Annotated in this window: 19 protein-coding genes; 10 read left to right on the top strand and 9 right to left on the bottom strand. The window is 71.3% G+C overall.

Translation table 11 applies throughout. The features are described from left to right. Positions 1-39: 39 nt before the first annotated feature. The gene (locus tag BKA14_RS16720; protein WP_184951863.1) at positions 40-993 is read right to left on the bottom strand and encodes a CPBP family intramembrane glutamic endopeptidase; all 954 of its coding nucleotides are present in this window, start codon (positions 991-993) and stop codon (positions 40-42) included. A gap of 91 nt (positions 994-1084) precedes the next feature. Here BKA14_RS16720 and BKA14_RS16715 point away from each other — a divergent pair, with 91 nt between their 5' ends. The 3 genes from BKA14_RS16715 to BKA14_RS16705 all read left to right on the top strand — a co-directional run bounded on the left by BKA14_RS16715 (position 1085) and on the right by BKA14_RS16705 (position 4304). After that, positions 1085-1687: a TetR/AcrR family transcriptional regulator gene (locus BKA14_RS16715; protein WP_184951862.1), complete on the top strand. Its 603-nt coding sequence runs from the start codon at positions 1085-1087 to the stop codon at positions 1685-1687. A 141-nt stretch (positions 1688-1828) separates the two neighbouring features. Beyond that, positions 1829-3367, top strand: a complete 1539-nt coding sequence (locus BKA14_RS16710; protein ID WP_203722852.1) for an alpha/beta hydrolase — start codon at positions 1829-1831, stop codon at positions 3365-3367. A gap of 391 nt (positions 3368-3758) precedes the next feature. Continuing rightward, positions 3759-4304 (top strand): sigma-70 family RNA polymerase sigma factor, encoded by a 546-nt coding sequence (locus BKA14_RS16705; RefSeq protein ID WP_184951860.1) that lies wholly within the window; start codon positions 3759-3761, stop codon positions 4302-4304. 151 nt (positions 4305-4455) lie between these two features. Here BKA14_RS16705 and BKA14_RS16700 read toward each other — a convergent pair whose 3' ends face one another. Further along, the gene (locus tag BKA14_RS16700) at positions 4456-5205 is read right to left on the bottom strand and encodes an SDR family NAD(P)-dependent oxidoreductase (protein WP_184951859.1); all 750 of its coding nucleotides are present in this window, start codon (positions 5203-5205) and stop codon (positions 4456-4458) included. Between the two features lie 127 nt (positions 5206-5332). Here BKA14_RS16700 and BKA14_RS16695 point away from each other — a divergent pair, with 127 nt between their 5' ends. Both BKA14_RS16695 and BKA14_RS16690 read left to right on the top strand, forming a co-directional pair. Next, positions 5333-5941, top strand: coding sequence for a TetR/AcrR family transcriptional regulator (locus tag BKA14_RS16695; RefSeq protein ID WP_239093608.1), 609 nt, complete (start codon positions 5333-5335; stop codon positions 5939-5941). Positions 5942-5986: 45 nt separating this feature from the next. Next, a complete protein-coding gene (locus BKA14_RS16690) occupies positions 5987-6850 on the top strand; it encodes an alpha/beta fold hydrolase (protein WP_184951858.1) in 864 nt (287 codons plus the stop codon). A gap of 134 nt (positions 6851-6984) precedes the next feature. Here the strand turns inward: BKA14_RS16690 and BKA14_RS16685 are convergent, their stop codons facing one another. Genes BKA14_RS16685 through BKA14_RS16670 form a run of 4 tightly spaced genes read right to left on the bottom strand, consistent with a single transcriptional unit; the run spans position 6985 to position 10506 of the window. Continuing rightward, the gene (locus BKA14_RS16685; RefSeq protein ID WP_184951857.1) at positions 6985-7698 is read right to left on the bottom strand and encodes a class I SAM-dependent methyltransferase; all 714 of its coding nucleotides are present in this window, start codon (positions 7696-7698) and stop codon (positions 6985-6987) included. After that, entirely contained in the window at positions 7695-8465 is a 771-nt protein-coding gene (locus BKA14_RS16680) for an ABC transporter ATP-binding protein (protein WP_184951856.1), read from the bottom strand. Before BKA14_RS16680 ends, BKA14_RS16685 begins: the two co-directional genes overlap by 4 nt. Then, positions 8462-9421: an ABC transporter substrate-binding protein gene (locus tag BKA14_RS16675; RefSeq protein WP_184951855.1), complete on the bottom strand. Its 960-nt coding sequence runs from the start codon at positions 9419-9421 to the stop codon at positions 8462-8464. Before BKA14_RS16675 ends, BKA14_RS16680 begins: the two co-directional genes overlap by 4 nt. After that, positions 9418-10506, bottom strand: coding sequence for a FecCD family ABC transporter permease (locus BKA14_RS16670; protein ID WP_203722844.1), 1089 nt, complete (start codon positions 10504-10506; stop codon positions 9418-9420). Before BKA14_RS16670 ends, BKA14_RS16675 begins: the two co-directional genes overlap by 4 nt. A gap of 241 nt (positions 10507-10747) precedes the next feature. On the opposite strand from BKA14_RS16670, the gene BKA14_RS16665 reads away from it, so the two are divergent. Then, the gene (locus BKA14_RS16665; protein WP_184951853.1) at positions 10748-11260 is read left to right on the top strand and encodes an STAS domain-containing protein; all 513 of its coding nucleotides are present in this window, start codon (positions 10748-10750) and stop codon (positions 11258-11260) included. 88 nt (positions 11261-11348) lie between these two features. Here BKA14_RS16665 and BKA14_RS16660 read toward each other — a convergent pair whose 3' ends face one another. Next, positions 11349-11942, bottom strand: coding sequence for a TetR/AcrR family transcriptional regulator (locus BKA14_RS16660; RefSeq protein WP_184951852.1), 594 nt, complete (start codon positions 11940-11942; stop codon positions 11349-11351). Between the two features lie 121 nt (positions 11943-12063). Between BKA14_RS16660 and BKA14_RS16655 the strand changes: the two genes are divergently transcribed. Beyond that, positions 12064-12474 (top strand): Dabb family protein, encoded by a 411-nt coding sequence (locus BKA14_RS16655; protein WP_184951851.1) that lies wholly within the window; start codon positions 12064-12066, stop codon positions 12472-12474. Between the two features lie 44 nt (positions 12475-12518). Here BKA14_RS16655 and BKA14_RS16650 read toward each other — a convergent pair whose 3' ends face one another. Then, positions 12519-13517, bottom strand: a complete 999-nt coding sequence (locus BKA14_RS16650; protein WP_184951850.1) for an NAD-dependent epimerase/dehydratase family protein — start codon at positions 13515-13517, stop codon at positions 12519-12521. 85 nt (positions 13518-13602) lie between these two features. Between BKA14_RS16650 and BKA14_RS16645 the strand changes: the two genes are divergently transcribed. Beyond that, complete coding sequence (locus BKA14_RS16645) at positions 13603-14454, top strand: helix-turn-helix transcriptional regulator (protein WP_184951849.1); 852 nt, start codon at positions 13603-13605, stop codon at positions 14452-14454. On the opposite strand, the gene BKA14_RS16640 is transcribed toward BKA14_RS16645, so the two are convergent. Then, complete coding sequence (locus BKA14_RS16640) at positions 14451-15005, bottom strand: hypothetical protein (RefSeq protein WP_184951848.1); 555 nt, start codon at positions 15003-15005, stop codon at positions 14451-14453. The two genes, BKA14_RS16645 and BKA14_RS16640, sit on opposite strands and share 4 nt — an antisense overlap. 93 nt (positions 15006-15098) lie before the next feature. On the opposite strand from BKA14_RS16640, the gene BKA14_RS16635 reads away from it, so the two are divergent. Both BKA14_RS16635 and BKA14_RS16630 read left to right on the top strand, forming a co-directional pair. Continuing rightward, positions 15099-15638: a SigE family RNA polymerase sigma factor gene (locus BKA14_RS16635; RefSeq protein WP_184951847.1), complete on the top strand. Its 540-nt coding sequence runs from the start codon at positions 15099-15101 to the stop codon at positions 15636-15638. Continuing rightward, positions 15635-16633, top strand: a complete 999-nt coding sequence (locus BKA14_RS16630; protein ID WP_184951846.1) for a hypothetical protein — start codon at positions 15635-15637, stop codon at positions 16631-16633. The genes BKA14_RS16635 and BKA14_RS16630 overlap by 4 nt, the downstream gene beginning before the upstream one ends. Positions 16634-16655 lie beyond the last annotated feature (22 nt).

The following is a 16655-nucleotide window of genomic DNA, read 5'->3' as shown; positions in this document are numbered from 1 at the left end:
CTGTGTGGCAGGAACACGGTCAAGCGAGCGCCGCCGCTGTCACCTCTCGCCGGCGGTGCGGGCCGGTCCCCGCTTCCGGGTGAACCACCAGACGGCGGCGGTGATGACGACGACTGTCAGGGTGGGGATGAGCTGATACGGCGAGCCGGCCCCGGCCGAGCGGTCCTGCGTCGCGCGGCCGAGGTCCACGCGCAGGGCGGTGGCCAGGAGCAAGGTGAACGTGTTGAGCACGGCGTGCAGCATGACCGCGATCTCCAGCCCGCCGGTGCGCCACGTGATGATGGCCAGCCCGGTCCACAGCACGAAATACCACAGATTGATGTACGGGTCGGTGGAGCCGTGAATCGCGGTGAACAGCACGCTCGAGACCAGAACCCCGGCGATCAGCCCGGCCCGCGGGCTGCGGGCCCAGCCCCCGACGACCCGGAAGATCAGCCCCCGTACGCCGTACTCCTCACCCGCCGACTGCAGCGGGGTGAGCAGCAGCGTGGCGATGAAGATGGCGACGAGGCCGGTCTGCGACCACGGCGACTCCGCGCCGGGCGGGAGGGCGCCGAGGAGGTTGACGACCAGCCAGGCGGGACCGATGACGAGCAGCGACTTGCCGAGCAGGTCGAAGCGGAACCGCGACGTCACCGAGTGCAGAGAGGCCCCGGGTACGCCGTAGAGCCACCGCTGGATGAGCATGCTCCACGGGATGAGCAACGCGAGCGAGAGCATCGAACCGGCGTGGTACAGCGGCGTGTAGTCGGTGCCGCCCACGATCGGCGGGCTGTAGCCGCGCTGCTCGTCGATGAGCGCGGCCGCCCGGCCGATCACGGTGGGAAAGATGACGAGCCCGGCCAGCAGGAGGACGATCGCGAGCAGGCCGCGACCGATCCGGCGTTTGTCGCCGGCGAGAACTCGGTGGTATTCGACTCCGGCAGGAACCGACGGCCCGTTGCGAGGCTCGCCCGGAGTCAGCAGCCAGTTTGGTTTGATCATCCTGGTCATGGCGTCCTCTTCAGGGGTCGCGACAGCACTGACACGCTGTACCAGCGGAAAGTAGCACGGCGTACTAGTACGGTGTAATAGGAGGTGGCGGGTGACACAGGAAGACGGCAGAACCGGCTCACGGGAACGGATTCTGGCCGCCGCGGCGGCGATGCTCGCCGAAGACGTGACGGCGAGTCTGAGCGTGCGCGCGGTCGCGGCGCGGGCCGGGGTGAGCACGGGTTCGCTCCGGTTCCACTTCCCGAACCAGCGCGCGCTGAAGGACGCCGTGCTCGGCCGGATCTACGGCCACATGTTCCCCGACGACCCGATCAAGGACCGGTCGCTGCCCGCCCGGGACCGGCTGGTCACCTGCCTGCGCCAAGTGCTCGCCCCGGCCGGCGTGGGGGAGCAGGCGCGTGAGGCGTGGACCATCGCCTACCGCACGTACATCGCGGCCGAGCCGACCGAGGAGGTGCGCGCGGCGTACCTGGGCCTGGAGCAAGGAGGCTGGCGCCGCATCGAATACTGGCTGTCGGTCCTCGCCGACGAGGGCGCGCTGCCGAAAGAGGACCATGCGCGCCGCGTGAGGTTCCTGCTCACCGTCCTCAACGGACTCTCGATCGAACGGGCCCTGCCCGCCGGGGACTCGATCCTGGAGTCCGAGACCGAGACCCTCTACCTGGCCGTCGACAGCGTGCTCAGCGGGCTGTGACCGGGATAGGGCGCGGTCGCCCCGGCTGCTAGTGACGTCACGTCACTAGTTGCGGTGACGTGACGGCCCTGAACGAGAGGGCCCTGCGGCTGCTGTTGTGGGGGTATGGCGCTTCTGACGACAAGAAAGCTGATCCGAACAGTGTCCGGGCTCGCCGCCGCGGCGCTTCTCGTGCCGCTTGGTGCCTGCACGTCGGAGGCACCGGCCCCGGCGGCCTCCGGCAACCCGCCCGGGCTCGACCGGTTCCACCAGCAGACGCTGAAGTGGACCGCGTGCGACGACTACGCCACGACCGAGACCGAAAGCACCATCATGGCGCTGGTCGACGGGCTGGAGTGTGCCCGGATGCAGGCGCCCCTGAGCTACGACGACCCCGGCGGACGCACCATCGAAGTGGCCGTGGCCCGGCGCGCCGCCACCGGGGACAAGATCGGCTCGCTGGTCACCAACCCGGGCGGCCCGGGCGGGTCGGGGGTGTTCGGGGCCGCCACCACCGCCCTCGGGCTGATCAAGGCGAAGAGCCCGCTCGTCGAGCGGTTCGACCTGGTCGGGTTCGATCCGCGGGGTGTCGGCTCCACCGAACCCGCGGTCGACTGCTACACCGACGAAGAGGCCGATCGGGGCATCGTGCCGCTGACCACGCAGGGCACGACCGTCCAGTGGACCGAGGACGACACCCGGGCGCTGGTCGAGCGCTGCGCGAAGGGCTCGGGCGGTCCCGACGTCCTCGCCCATCTCGGCACCCGCGATGTGGCCCGTGACATGGACATCCTGCGCGTCGTCCTCGGCGATGAGAAGTTCACCTTCCTCGGCCAGAGCTACGGCACCCGGCTCGGCGCGGTCTACGCCGAACAGTTCCCGCGCAACGTGCGCGCGATGCTGCTCGACGGGGCCATCGACTCCCGGCAGGGCACCATGGAACGGCGGGTCTTCGCGTTCAGCGGGTTCCAGGCGGCCTTCGACCGCATGGCCGCGTTCTGTGCCCGGCAGGCCGGCTGCCCGATCGGCCGCGACCCGGAAGCGGCCACCGCCGAGTTCCAGAAGATCGTCCGCCCGCTGTACGACAAGCCGGTCCCCGCGCTCGGCGGCGAACTCGACTTCGACGCGGCGGTGGGCGGCGTGATCTCCGGCCTCTACACCCAGGCGGCCTGGCCGCGCATCATCAAGGGACTCGGCCAGCTGCGGCAGGGCCGCGGCGACGAACTGGCCCAGCTCGGCTTCGACTTCTCCGGCCGGGACGCCAAGGGCGCCTGGACCAACTTCGCCGAGGCCCTGTACGCCATCAACTGCATGGACGAGCAGCGGCTGAGCGAGCAGCAGGGCAACGAGCTGCGCGCCGCTGTCATCAAGTCGGCGCCGTTCATGGATCCGGGCGTCGCGCTGACCGGGGCCCGCGACGGCTGCGAGCACTGGCCGGCCCCGCCCACGCTGGGCTTCCCGTACGCCCAGAACATCCAAGGCCTTCCCCGTACGCTCGTCGTCTCGATCACCGGGGACCCCACCACCCCGCACGCCGGTGGCGTCCGCCTCGCCGAATCCCTGGGCAGCGCGCTGCTCACGGTGCGCGGCGAGGGGCACACGATCGTGACCGCGGGCACGAATCCCTGCGTCAACAAGGCCGCCGCCGACTATCTCATCGACCTCAAAGTGCCGGCCGCCGGCGCGACCTGCACCTTGTGACCGGACAGGCGGGCCGCTCCGGCCGGGGCGGCCCGCCTGCCCTTCTCGCCGGGCTTCCTCCGGAACGGGTGATGACGGCCACGTCCGTGGGCTGAACGAGACGTGGCCGCCGGCCGTCGGGGATCCGGTGCCGGGCGGTCTGGTCCGAGGAGGTCAGTGAGGTGCTTTCGATGTCGGGATCACGTCGTACGTGGCGGCGGTCCTGCTGCTGGTGGCCGGTCTGCTCGCGTGGCGCGTCGTCCCCTCGAGCCGGACCACCGGCCCCGGGCCCGGCCTGGGTCCCTCTGGGCCTTAAGACTCATTCGTCCGGGACTACCGGGACATTACCGTTCGCGACACCACCGGCCGGTTCGCCGCCGGTGGCGGGAACCGCGCGGAGGGATGACCGGCGATGAGCACTGCCGTAGGCAACCGGCCCGAGATTGATTCTCCGGCCCCGGAGGAACGGATGCGTGGCCTGTTCGAGGCCACCGCGAGCCCTCTGCGCCGTTATCTGGTGCGGCTCACCCAGGGCCAGCCGGAGGCGGCCGAGGACCTGCTGCAGGAGACGATGCTGCGGGTCTGGCGCAAAGTGGACGACTTGCCCGGCGACGCCGAGTCGCGGCGCCGCTGGATCTTCACCGTCGCCCGGAACGTGGCGATCGATGCGGTGCGCAGCCGGATGGCCCGGCCGGCCGAGGTCTACGGCGACCACACGGCGTGGACCGGGGCCGCCCCCGACGACGTCGACCGCCTGCTCGACCGGCAGGTGCTGCGGGACGCGCTGGCGCGGCTGTCCGAGCGGCACCGAGCGGTCTTGCTCGCGCTCTACGGCCGGGACAGCTCCGTGGCCGACGTCGCCGAGAGTCTCGGCATTCCCGAGGGGACGGTGCGTTCGCGATCGTTCTACGCGTTGCGGACCGTCCGCGGCATCCTGGACCCCGCCGATCCACGCTGAGCGGAATCTCTTCGCTGATGGTCGCTCCGGAGCATCGCCGCCTCGGTGCGGCCGAACTCGCCGTGCCCGAGATGGCGGCGGGCCGCGCCGGCGTCATGCCCGGTGGGCAGCTCCCGACCGTTCCGGGAGCTGCCCACCCGCGTGCCTCTCGTCAGGCGGCCACCGGGGGCTTCGGGGGCTCCACCGCGGTGAGGCCACCGTCGACGGGAATGGTGGCGCCGTTGATGTACGACCCGCCCGGACCGGCGAGGAACGCGATCACCTCGGCGAGCTCCTCGGGCTGGCCGACGCGGCGCAGCGGGATGAGGTTGATGTACCGGTCCAGCCAGACCGGGCCGACGCTGGTGTACGTCGGGCCGGGCTGGACCGCGTTGACCCGGACGCCGGAAGGCCCGTACTCGGCGGCCCAGGCGCGGGTGATGGCGTTGAGCGCGCCCTTGGTGGCGACGTAGACGGCGTTGTTCTCGTCGCCCATCACGGCGGAGCCGCTACTGATGTTGATGATGCTGCCGTGGCCGCGCTCGGCCATCTTGGGGGCCAGGGCGACGGTCAGCAGGAAGACCGCGCGCAGGTTGCTGTCGAGCAGCGTGTCGTACTGCTCGGCGGTGATGTCGGCGCTCGGGCCGAAGATGTTCGCCGCGGCCCCGTTGACCAGCACGTCCACTTCCCCGGCGGCCTCGGCCAGCCGGGCCACGTCGGCCCGGTCGGTCAGATCGGCGGCGATGAACCGGGCCTGGCCGCCGTCGGCTTTGATCTTGTCGACCACCTCCGCGCCGCGCTGAGCGTCGCGGCCGGTCACCACGACGTCGGCGCCCTGGGCGGCCAGGCGCAGGGCCGTCGCCCGGCCGATGCCGCTGGTGCTGCCGGTGATGAGGGCGGTCTTTCCGGTGAACTCGCTCATGTCCATCCCTTTCAAGAGATGCCGTCGTAACGGCCTCGGCCTGCCGATAATTCCGTACCGACTGATCGGTACCGAAGTAACGTAGCACATCTGGATCGATCGGTAAGGAATTGGTAAGCTCGATCACGTGACCATTCAACGGAGCACGCCGATCGGCCGGCCGCGGGGCTTCGACGCCGACGCGGCCCTCGAGAACGCGATGCGGGTCTTCTGGGAGCACGGCTACGAGGGCGCGAGCCTGGCTGACCTGACCAAGGCCATGGGCATCAATCGCACGAGCATGTACGCGGCCTTCGGCAACAAGGAAGAACTGTTCCGCAAGGCGTGGGCGCGCTACGCCGCCGGGCCCGCGTCGTACGGTGCCGAGGCGCTGACCGAGCCGACCGCCCAGCGGGTGGCCACGGTGTTCCTCCAAGGCGCGGTGCGCAGCGCCACCCTGCCCGACTACCCGCCGGGCTGCCTCAGCCTCCGGGCCTCGCTGATCGGGGGCGAGGACGGGCAGGTGATCCGCGAGCTGCTGGCCACCTCCCGGCAGGAGACCCACGCCCAGCTCACGAAGCGGTTCGAGCGCGCCGTCGAGCAGGGCGACCTGCCCCCGGAGACCGCCCCGGCGCTGCTGGCGAGATACGTCCTGACGATCGCCAACGGCGTCGCCGTCCAGGCCGCCGGGGGCGCCGGCCGGGCCGAGCTCGAGCAGGTGATCGACGCCGCCCTGCGGAACTGGCCGCCCGTCTGAACGCCGGAGTTCCCCCCGTTCCGATCGACTGATGGAGGCTCAACCGTGCTTACCACCCGCGATGGCCGGCAGCTCGAAGTAGTGGTGAGCGGCCCGGCCGGCGGCGTGCCGCTGATCTTTCACCACGGCACCCCCGGAGCGGCCCGGCCGTTGCGTTACCTGCAGCGAGCCGTCCACGAGCGGGGCCTGCGGCTCGTGACGTTCTCCCGGCCCGGCTACGGCGCCTCCACCCGAGCGCCCGGGCGGGCCGTGGTGGACGTGGTCGCGGACGTACAGGACGTGCTCGACCACCTCGGCGCCCCGCGCTGCCTGGTTGCGGGCTGGTCCGGGGGCGGACCGCACGCCCTCGCCACGGCTGCGCGCCTGCCCGGGCGCGTCGCGGGGGCCCTGGTGATCGCGGGGGCCGCGCCGTACGGGGCCGACGGTCTGGACTTCGTGGCCGGCATGGGCGAGGACAACGTCGCGGAGTTCGGAGCGGCCGCGCGCGGCGAGCAGGATCTGCGCCCCTACCTGGAGAAGGAGGCCGAGGGGATGCGCGACACCGACGCGGCCGGCCTGATCGCCGGGCTGTCGAGCCTGCTGCCCCCGGTGGACCGGGCCGTGCTGACCGACGAGTTCGGTGCGGACCTGACAGCCGCCTTCACGGAGGCGCTGCGGCCGGGCATCGACGGCTGGCTCGACGACGACCTCGCCTTCACCAAGCCCTGGGGTTTCGACCTGGCCGAGATCACGGTGCCGGTCCACCTGTGGCAAGGCAGCGAGGACCTGATGGTGCCGTACGCCCACGGCAAGTGGCTCGCCGCGCACGTGCCCGGGGTGACCGCCCACCTGGAACCGGGGGAGGGGCACCTGTCGGTGGCGGTCGGCGCCTTCGGCCGCATGCTCGACGGGCTCGTCACCGCGCTCTGAGATCCGTCCGGCCCGGTGTGATGCTGCTGGTGCCGGGCGACGCCGGGAACCGAGCCCGGCCCGCGCGGTGCTGCTGTCGGAGGGGAGGGTCACGGTGAGTTCGCCGCCCGTCCCGTTGGCGTCGGTCGCCCGCATCACCTGGTCGATGACGGCCGGGTCGACCGGGGCGCTCTGCGCGGCCGAGCGTGCGCACGCCCGGTGATCAGGTACTGCATCTGGACCTCGTGGCCGGGCGCCACGCCGTACCTCTCGTCCAGTTCGTGGATACCGGTCAGCGGCGTGACGGTGACGTCGGCCAGGCCCGCGCCCGACAGCACGGCGGCGGTCTGGTTGATGTCGGTGGCCTGCGCGAGGGGGAGGGCCTGCCACACCGACGGGTCGTAGAAGTTCTGCGGTCCGTCCGGGAACCAGGTGCTGTCGACGACGGCAACCGTGCCGCCGGGCCGCAGCAGGCGGATCCAGTTCTTCACCGCGGCCTCCGGGTCGCGCAGCGTCCACATCACGTATCGGCCCGTCACCGCGTCCAGGCTGGCCGCGGCGAACGCGGGGTCGACGGCGTCACCGAGGCGGAAATCCACGTTCCCGTACGCGGTCCGGGCCTGTTCGAGCATGCCGGGGGACAGGTCGATGCCCGTGACGCGATGACCGAGCCCGGCCAGGATCGATGCGACCTGGCCGCTGCCGGTGCCCACGTCGAGCACGTCCAGGGGCGTCGCCGGCAGCGCGCCCGCCCACACCTGCGACCAGGCCGCGACGTCGTCGGCCATCCGGCCGGGCTGCAGCTGGTAGGCGGCGTAGCTGGGGGCACGCCCGGTCCAGTAGTCGTTGATCCGGTCCTGAGTGGTCATGTGGCCTCCCGAGCCAAGGGGTGGAACAGCAGGTGCAGGTGCCCGTCGAGCTCGATGCGTTTGATCCCGATGCCGTAGACGGGTTCGAGGGTCGCCGGGTCGAGCACCTCGTCCACGGTTCCGGCCGCGACCACCCCACCCGCGCCGAGCAGCACGAGGTCGTCGCAGTAGCGGGCGGCCAGGTTGAGGTCGTGCAGCACCACGACCGAGCAGGTCCCCAACCCGCGGACCAGGCCCAGGACTTCGTGCTGGTAACGGATGTCCAGGTGGTTGGTGGGTTCGTCGAGCAGCAGGTGGGTGGCTTGCTGGGCCAGCGCGCGGGCGATCAGCACCCGCTGCCGTTCGCCGCCGGACAGCCCGGCGAAGGCGCGCGGCCCGAGGTGGGTGGCTCCGACACGGGCCAGGCAGCGGGCGGCGATCTCGTGGTCGGTTTTCCCCGTACGCTGAAATGTGGACAGGTGCGGGCTCCGGCCCAGCAGCACCGTCTCGGCCACGCTGAGCGCGGTCTCGCCGCCGGTCTCCTGCACCACGACGGCCATGCGCAGCGCGGTCTCGCGCGCGGACAGCCGGGACAGCGGGTCGTCGTCGACGGTGACCCGCCCGGTGGGGCTGCGCAGCGCGCCGTAGAGCAGGCGCAGCAGGGTGGTCTTGCCGGATCCGTTGGGTCCGATGAGCCCGAGCACGCGGCCCGGCCGCGCGGTCACGCTGACGCCCTCGATCACCGGCGTGGCGCCGTACCGCCACGACACCTCGGCCGCCCGGATCACTGCTGGAACCGCTCGGCGATCCGCTCCAGGCCGTCGACCGACAGCGGCGAGGGCGGCTCGGTGAAGTTGAACAGCTGCGTCATGACCTGCTTGTCCTGCACCGCTTGGAGCTTCTCGGCGCCGGGCAGGCTGGTGACGGCCTGCTCGACCTTCGCCGGGTCGCCGTCGCCGTACAGCAGGATCAGCACGTCGGGGTTGCGGCCCAGCAGCTCCTCCAGCGTCACCTCGAAGACGCGCTCCTTGCTCTCGCCGAACGCGTTGGTGAAGCCGGCCGCCTCCAGCTGCGGATGCGCCATGCTGGTCGACCCGTACGCGTAGGTCACCCCGCCCCCGACTGTCGGATAGAGCACCGCCGCCGTACGCCCGTTGCCGACCTTCTCCACCTTGCCGACCCGCTCCTTGAGCGCCGTCGCCGCCGTGCTGGCCTGCTCGGGCCGGCTGAAGACCTTCCCGTACGTTTCCAGCTGCCGATAGATGTCGTCGAAGGTCGGCACGGCCGTGTTGCCGGCGCACATCGCCGGCTCCTCCAGCAGCGGGATGTCCACCGCCGACAGGGTGTCGCGCGACAGGTTGTCGACCTCACCGAAGACCAGGTCGGGCTGCTGACTGATCACCACTTCCTTGGAGATCTGCAGGTGCCCGCTGGTGTCGGTCTTGTCGGTGAGCAGCGGGATCCTCTCGAGCTCGGCCAGCGTGGCGTCGTCGTAGTACTCCTCGGGATAGTGCCCGGCGCGAGCGGTGACCCGGTCGAGCACGCCGAGGTCGTGCAGGTAGGGCACGGCGGCGCTCTTGAGCAGCACGGTCCGTTCGGGCGCCCGGTCGAAGGTGACGTCGGCCCCGCAGTTCTTCACGGTCAGCGGATAGCCCCCGCCGGCCTCGCTCGCGACGCCGTCGCCGGCGGCCCCGCATCCGGCGGAGAGCAGCAGAACGGCGGACAGGACGACGAACTTCTTCATGAGGTGCCTCCGGCGTGCAGTCGGCGGATGAGGATCAACAGGAACGGAGCGCCGAGCAGCGCGGTGATGATGCCGATCGGGATCTCCTGCGGGGCCAGCAGCACGCGGGCGATCACGTCGGCCCAGACCAGCAGGATCGCGCCGAGCAGCGCGGCGACCGGCACGACGCGGACGTGCGGGGCCCCGACCAGGCGGCGGGCGAGGTGCGGGACGACCAGCCCGGCGAAGCCGATGCTGCCGGCCGCGGAGACCAGCACACCGACGCACAGCGAGACGATCACGAGCAGCCGCATCCGGAACCGGTCCGGGTTCACGCCGAGCGTGTGCGCGGTCTCGTCGCCGACGGCGAGCGCGTCGAGGCGCCGGCCCACGACGGTCAGGAAGAACGTGGTGCCGCCGATGACCACCGCGGCCACAGTGAGCAGGGCGTCCCAGCGGGCCAGGCCGAGCGAGCCGAGCAGCCAGAACAGCACCGAGCGGGAGCCCTCGGCCGAGCCCGAGGCGAAGATCAGGAAGCTGGTGGTGGCGTACAGGGCGTAGCCGACGGCCACGCCGGCCAGCAGCAGGCGGATCGACGTGACCCGGCCCCCGCTACGCGCGATCAGGAACACCAGCAGGGAGGCGGCCAGTGCGCCCAGGAACGCGCTGGCCGACAGGGCGTACTGGCCGAAACCGGCGCCCGCCCCGAACAGGATGGCCGCGGCGGCGCCGCTGGACGCGCCCGAGTTGATGCCCAGCAGGTACGGGTCGGCCAGCACGTTGCGCACCATGGCCTGCAGCGCGACACCGCAGACGGCCAGCCCGGCCCCCACGAGCATGCCGAGCAGCACGCGGGGCAGCCGCACCTGCCAGACGATGGCTTCCTGCGGCGGTGTCCAGGTCGCGTCGCCCAGGCCGAAGATCTGGTGGGCGAGGATGCGGGCCACGGTGGCCGGGCCGATCGCGATCGCTCCCGTGCCGACCGCCACCACCCCGGTCACCACCAGGCCGACGGCCAGCGCCACGACCCAGAGCGTGGTGCGGCGGCGTTGGGCGCCGACCCCGAGCACATCCTGCTCCCGGTCCTCCGAGAGTACGGCAGTCAACGCCACTCCTTAGTTCTTGCCAACTATGTGCAAGAACCTATCAAGGTGATCACTGCGTTGACAGTGGTGGAAGTAACGCTCGGCGCGCTTGGTGCTCGGTCCGCGCTGTCTTCGCGCGTGGAGCAGCCGCGGCTCGGGGTTGACCGGCTTGTGTCGCCCCGAGGTACCATCCACTGCGAGGAATCGCGCCGTTCAAAACAGAGCCGGATGCGCTTCTGGTCACCGCCGGAGCGGTCCCACGATGTCCGAGCAGCCATCCGAAGGTGCTATCGATCATCTGCACGTCGATTCGGCCGAGGCCGGCGTGGACATGCTGGTCCTCCGTCTCGGCGGCGAACTCGACAGTGCCACGGCTCCCCGACTGATCGAGGCCTTCACGCGAACGCTGTCGGCAGCCGCGGTGGCCCGGGTCGAGCTGGAATTGAGCGAGTTGACCTTCATCGACGCGGCGGGTGTGCGATCCCTGCTGGCTTGCGGGCAAGCGGCCGACGCCGCGGGCATCGTGCTGAAGCTGCGCGGCCCGACCCCCGGCGTCGCCCACGTGTTGACGGCGCTCGGCCTGCTCGACCGTTTCGTGGTGGCGGACGAACCCGCCGGCCCCGTCGCGGCACCCGCGGGCGCCACGTTTCACGGCGACGACCCGGAAGGCTGGCGGCAACGGTCGGCCCGGATCCGCCGGGAGGCCCGGGAGACCCGTGACCGCGCGCGCATTGCCATCAACAACAGCAAGATGATTCGCCCGACCGATCAGTGACACTTCGGGCCGCCCCGGACGTGACCTGCCGCCGCTGACCGGAGACACCGGACGGCCCTGGAGCTCGTCGAGGGCGCTGAGCTTTTCGTTATGCCGCCGGGGTCCGCCACCCTTGGAGGATCGCAGTGAGGGCCTGCTCGGCGAGCCGTTCGGTGCGGTCGGGGCTGAGCGAGTCGAGGCTTCCGAGCGAGGCGATGCCGTAGAGCGCGCCCCAGACGATCTCGCAGGCCTCGTCGGGTGCGGCCAGCGCCACGCCGTGCGCGCGCGACCAGTCGGTGAGCAACTCCTGCACGAGGCCGATGGCCGGCGCCGCGGCCTGCCGGCGGGCGTCCGCGCCCACTGTGGCGTCGTTCATGGCCTGGTAGAGGTGCGGGTGCTCGGTCGCGAACCGCACGTACGCGCGCGCGATCCGCAGCACGCGCCGGTCCATGTCGGGTTCGTCGGGGAGCCGGCTGAGGTCGGCCATCATCAGGCGATATCCGTGCCCCACGAGTTCCCGCACGAGCGCGTCCTTGCCGGCGAAGTGCTGGTAGACGATCGGCGCGGTGTATTCCACGTCGGCGGCGATGCGCCGGATCGTCAGCGCGGCGGCGCCCTCGTTCTCCAGCACCGTGAGCGCGGCCTCGACGATGCGGTCGCGGGTGCCGGCCCGCTCACGGGCGCGTCGGGTGTTGCTCGGCATGGTCGTCTTCTCACTTCTCCGGTCACGCGAACCCTAGCCGTCCCTCTTGACCTCCTCGGCGATCCGGCCGTAGGTTAACGGCGTTAGAAAATCTAACCATGTTAGAGACAAGGGGCAAGAGATGATCTTCCACGTGATCCGGGCCGCGCTGAAGAAGTCCGCGTCGCCCGAGCAGGCCGAGGCGGCGCTGGAGAGCTGGCGGGAGACGGGTCGATCGGTTCCGTCTGTGCGTTCCTGGGTGGTCGGCCGTGATCTCGGCGGCGAGTTCCAGTACGGCGCGACGTTCGTCTTCGACGACCTGGACGGCCTGTTCGCGTTCCTGACCCATCCGGCGACGCTGCGCACCGACCTGATCGGCCTCGAGCTGATCGAGAACATGCAGATCTTCGACATCAGCGACGACGACGATCCCGAGCTGGCCGACAAGATCGCCGACCGGCACCGCCGCCGCAACGAGCTCAGCCCGGAGGTGTCCGGTCTGCTGGCCGACGTCCCCACCTACCTCGGTGCCGGCGTCGGCGAACGGCCGTAACCGCTCCGCTCGATGGCCGGCGAGACCCCACCCCGGGAGCAGATTCAGGCCAAGCCGAGCGACAACAGGCTCTTCGCGGTGTCGAGGACCGAGTCGGCGGCCGGGCGCGTTCGCCAGCCGAACGTCCTCTCGGCGTGTGCGGAACTCAGCCGGCTGCGCACGCCGAGACTGGGCACCACCTGGTTCAGCTCGGCGTTGAACGGCGCGGCCGCGCGGACCACCCAGTTCGGCAGCCGGCGCAGGGAGACCTTGGCCGCGTCGGGGCCCAGCCGGTCGCGCAGAATCGCCGCCATCTCGTGGAACCAGAGAAACTCACCGGCGGCGATGAAGCGCTGCCCGGCCGCGGCAGGGGCGGTCATCGCCTCGGCGTGCAGGACGGCCAGGTCGCGCACGTCGACGATCGAGTAGCCCATGTGCGGCAGCGCCGGCATCTTGCCGGTCAGCATCAACCGGATCAGCGTCACCGACGGGGACAGGTCCTCGTCGAGCGCGGGGCCCTGAATGTTCGCGGGCAGCACGGTGGTCAGCTCGGGGCCGTCCGGCCAGCCGCGGACGATGCGCCACGCGTCCTGCTCGGCCAGCGTCTTCGCCCGCGGATAGACGTAGCGGGGCTGGTCGGGCAGGTCGCTCCAGGTCTGCTCGTCCGCCGGGGCCTCCGGTTCGGCGGGGATCGCGGCCGCCGTCGACGAGGTCAGCACCACCCGCCGCACACCGGCGCGCCGGGCGGCCTGCAGGACCCGGCGGGTGCCCGCGCGCGCCGGTGTGGTGATGTCCTGCCCGCGGTGTTCACCGACCGGCATCGGCGACGCCGTGTGCACCACGTACGTCATGCCTTCGGTGGCCGCGTCCCACCCGTCGTCGCTCAGCAGATCCGCGGCGACGAACGACAGGTCGCCCTCGACCCCCAGCTTCCTTCGTACGGCCTCGCCGCGGCGCAGATTCCGCAGGGTCGCCCGCACCCGGTGGCCCCGGCCGAGAAGTTCCCGCACGACGTAGCCCGCCACAAAACCGGATCCCCCGGTGACCAGCACTGATTCGCTCATGCCGCAACCGTGGCGGGCCCGCATCCGGGTAACCAGAGACCGGTAGTCCATGGCTGAGCCGCCCACGCGCCCGTAGGCTCGGGCCATGGACAAGCAGGCGCTGGCGGCGTTTCTCCGCGGCCGCCGGGAGCGGGTCAGCCCGCGCGACGCCGGCCTTCCCGCGGGCAGCCGGCGCCGCACGCCCGGGCTGCGCCGCGAGGAGGTGGCCCAGCTGGCGATGATCTCGGTCGACCACTACACCCGTCTGGAGCAGGGCCGCGGCCGCCACCCCTCACGGACGGTGCTCAACGGGATCGCCCGCGCGCTGCGGCTCGACGGGCAGGAGCAGGAGCACCTGTTCCGGCTGGCCGGCCAGGCCGAGAGCGGGAGCGGCGACGGGCCCGCCGAGGACGTGCCGGCCGGAACGTTGCAGCTGCTCGACCGGATCAGCGACGCCGGTGTCGTGGTGATCAGCGGAGCGTGCAAGGTGCTGGCATGGAACCCGCTGGCGGCGGCGCTCTTCGAGGACTTCTCCGCGCTGGGCGCCGACGACCGCAATCTCGTACGCCGGTACTTCCTGCACCCCGACCCCTCCCGCCGGGGCTACGGCATGGGCGCCTCGCCGCAGTTCGCCCGGGCCGCGGTCAGCTACCTGCGCGTCGCCGCCACCCGTTATCCGCACAACGACGAGGTCCGCGACCTGATCCGTGACCTGCTCGCCGCCAGCACCGAGTTCGCCCGGCTCTGGCGCGAGCAGGAGCTGCACATCGACCATCACAGCCATCAGGTGATCGACCACCCAGCGGTCGGACGGCTGGAACTCGACTTCGAGATCCTCACCCTGCCCGACCGCGATCAGCAGCTGGTTCTGTTCACGGCCGAGCCCGGCTCACCGGTCCACCGGGCCCTCGAGCTCCTCCGCGTGATCGGCACGCAGGACTTCTCCGCGTCCCGCTAGTTGGTGCCGAGCCCCTTGTCGAGCACCGTGGCCGACGCCTTGATCGTCTTGACGCGGGCCGGTCCGGTGCCGCCGACGGTGTAGAGCGCATACGTGTGGGTTTCCTTCGTGCCGACCTCGCCGCTGCAGGAGAACAGGAACTCCTGCGAGCCTTTGAGCTCGACCTGGCCGTACGTGCCGGGGGTGTGGGTCGGGTCGTCGACCGAGAGCGCGCCACCGGCCGCACCGGTGATCCTCCACTCGATGATCAGCGGGACCGGGTCGGCGCGGAAGACGGCGGTGCCCTCGGCGCACTTGGGCTTCTGGGCGATGCGGAAGGAGACGATCCGGGGGCCGCGCGGCGCCGCTTTCTTCGCCGCCGGTTTCTTCCCCGCCGGTTTCTTCGCCGACGACTTGACGACGTCGGCGGCCGGGGGAGAAGCGGCGGGCGGGGCGGTGGCGGCGGCCGAGCGGACGACGTCGTCCGAGGCATTCGGGGCGGCGCACGCCGACAGCGTCGCGACACCGAACAGGAGGGCGGAAGCGGTGACTAGCCTGCGGTATTGGCTCACATCGAGAACGATGAGCGGTGCCGCCAAAGAACCACCAAAGGTTTCTCCGGCCCCCAGCCCAACCTTTCGCCGACCCGCTACGTCTGAGGGATCATGAGGTTCAGACGAGGCCGGGACACCGACGAGTCCTTCACCGCGTTCGTGGCGACTCGCTCCCACCGGCTGATCGCGCACGCCGAGTTGCTGTGCGGGCACCGCGAGCAGGCCCGGGACATCGTGCAGAGCGTCCTGACGCGGGCGTATCTGCGGTGGTCGCGCATCGAACACGACGACCCGTACGGCTACGTCCAGCGGTCCGTCACGAACGCGGTCACCGACTGGTGGCGCACCGGGCACCAACGCCACGAACGCCCGGTCGACGTTGTTCCCGATGCTCCCGCGGGCCCGGACAACGCGCTGGAGGACCGCCGATCACTGCTGGCCGCGCTCGACCTTCTCACCGGTCGTGAACGCGCCGTCGTCGTGCTGCGCTACTTCGACGACCACACCGAGCGGGACGTCGCCAAGATCCTCGGCATCAGTGTCGGCACGGTCAAGTCGACCTGCCACACGGCTCTGCGCAAGATGCGCATCGCGCTCGACGACGAGGTTCGCGGGCCTCGCCCCTCCCACGGCACCCAGGAGCAGTCATGACTCGCACCCCGGACGACCTGCGCAGGGCCATGAACGAGCTGGCCCGCACCACCGACCCGCTCGAGCCGGGTCCGATCCTGCGGTCCGGCCGGCGCCGCCGCGGCCGGCGGCGTCTGGCCGTCGTGACCGGGGCCGCCGTCGCCCTGGTCGCGGTGAGTGGCGGCATCATCGCGCTGCGGCCCGGCGGTGACGCCCCGGTCGTCGTCAGCGGCGCCCAGGCGGTCCGGGACCTCGCCAACGCGCGGGCCGGCCTGAGGGCGGGGGATTACGTCTTCGCCCGCACCGGCGCGTACCTGATGACCGACATCGTCCGCGCCGACATCGGCACGGCCGGCAGCTACCTCGTCGAATACCGCAACAAGCTGGCATTGATGCGGGTCGGGAACACCACGTACTTGAAGCCGCCCGGCGCCGGGACGTACAGCGGCCCCGGCGTCCTCGAGCAGCTCAAGAACGCTGGGCTGCCGCAGGCCGAGATCGGCCGCTACCAAACCGCCATCGCCCAGCTGAGCGGCACCCGCTGGCTCCGCGTGGACCAGCAGCGCCTGGCCGAGGCGGCCCGGGTCGACGAGCAGAGTTCCCTGGACTACATCGCGCCCGTCCCCACCGCGAGCAAGCTGGACATCACCGGGGCCGACGCGCTGATCGGCGCGGTGACGACCGCGGAACGCCGGGGCGACACCATCACCGGAACCCTGGACGCCACCCGGATCGACGATGAGCTCAACCTCGTCATCGGCGACCCGGCCGGCTATTACGGACCGTCGGCCAGGGCGATGACGTACGAGGCGACGCTCGACGGGCAGGGCCGGCTGACCAGTTTCACGCTCAACCTTCCGGGCACGCTCGCGTCCCAGGCCCCGGACAGCCGGCCCGAGCCGCCGCTGATCATCACGGTCTCCCAGTACGGCGGGGTCGAGGCGCCGCAGCCCCCGGCCGGCGCGGCAACCGTGACCGACCTGACGTACGAGCTGCTCGCCCGGGACAACGACTGATCGACGGCCGCGACCCGCTTTT

Origin of the sequence: Paractinoplanes abujensis (assembly GCF_014204895.1) — a bacterium.
Taxonomy (GTDB): Bacteria; Actinomycetota; Actinomycetes; order Mycobacteriales; family Micromonosporaceae; genus Actinoplanes; species Actinoplanes abujensis.
This window is presented reverse-complemented; position numbering and strand designations above follow the sequence as displayed.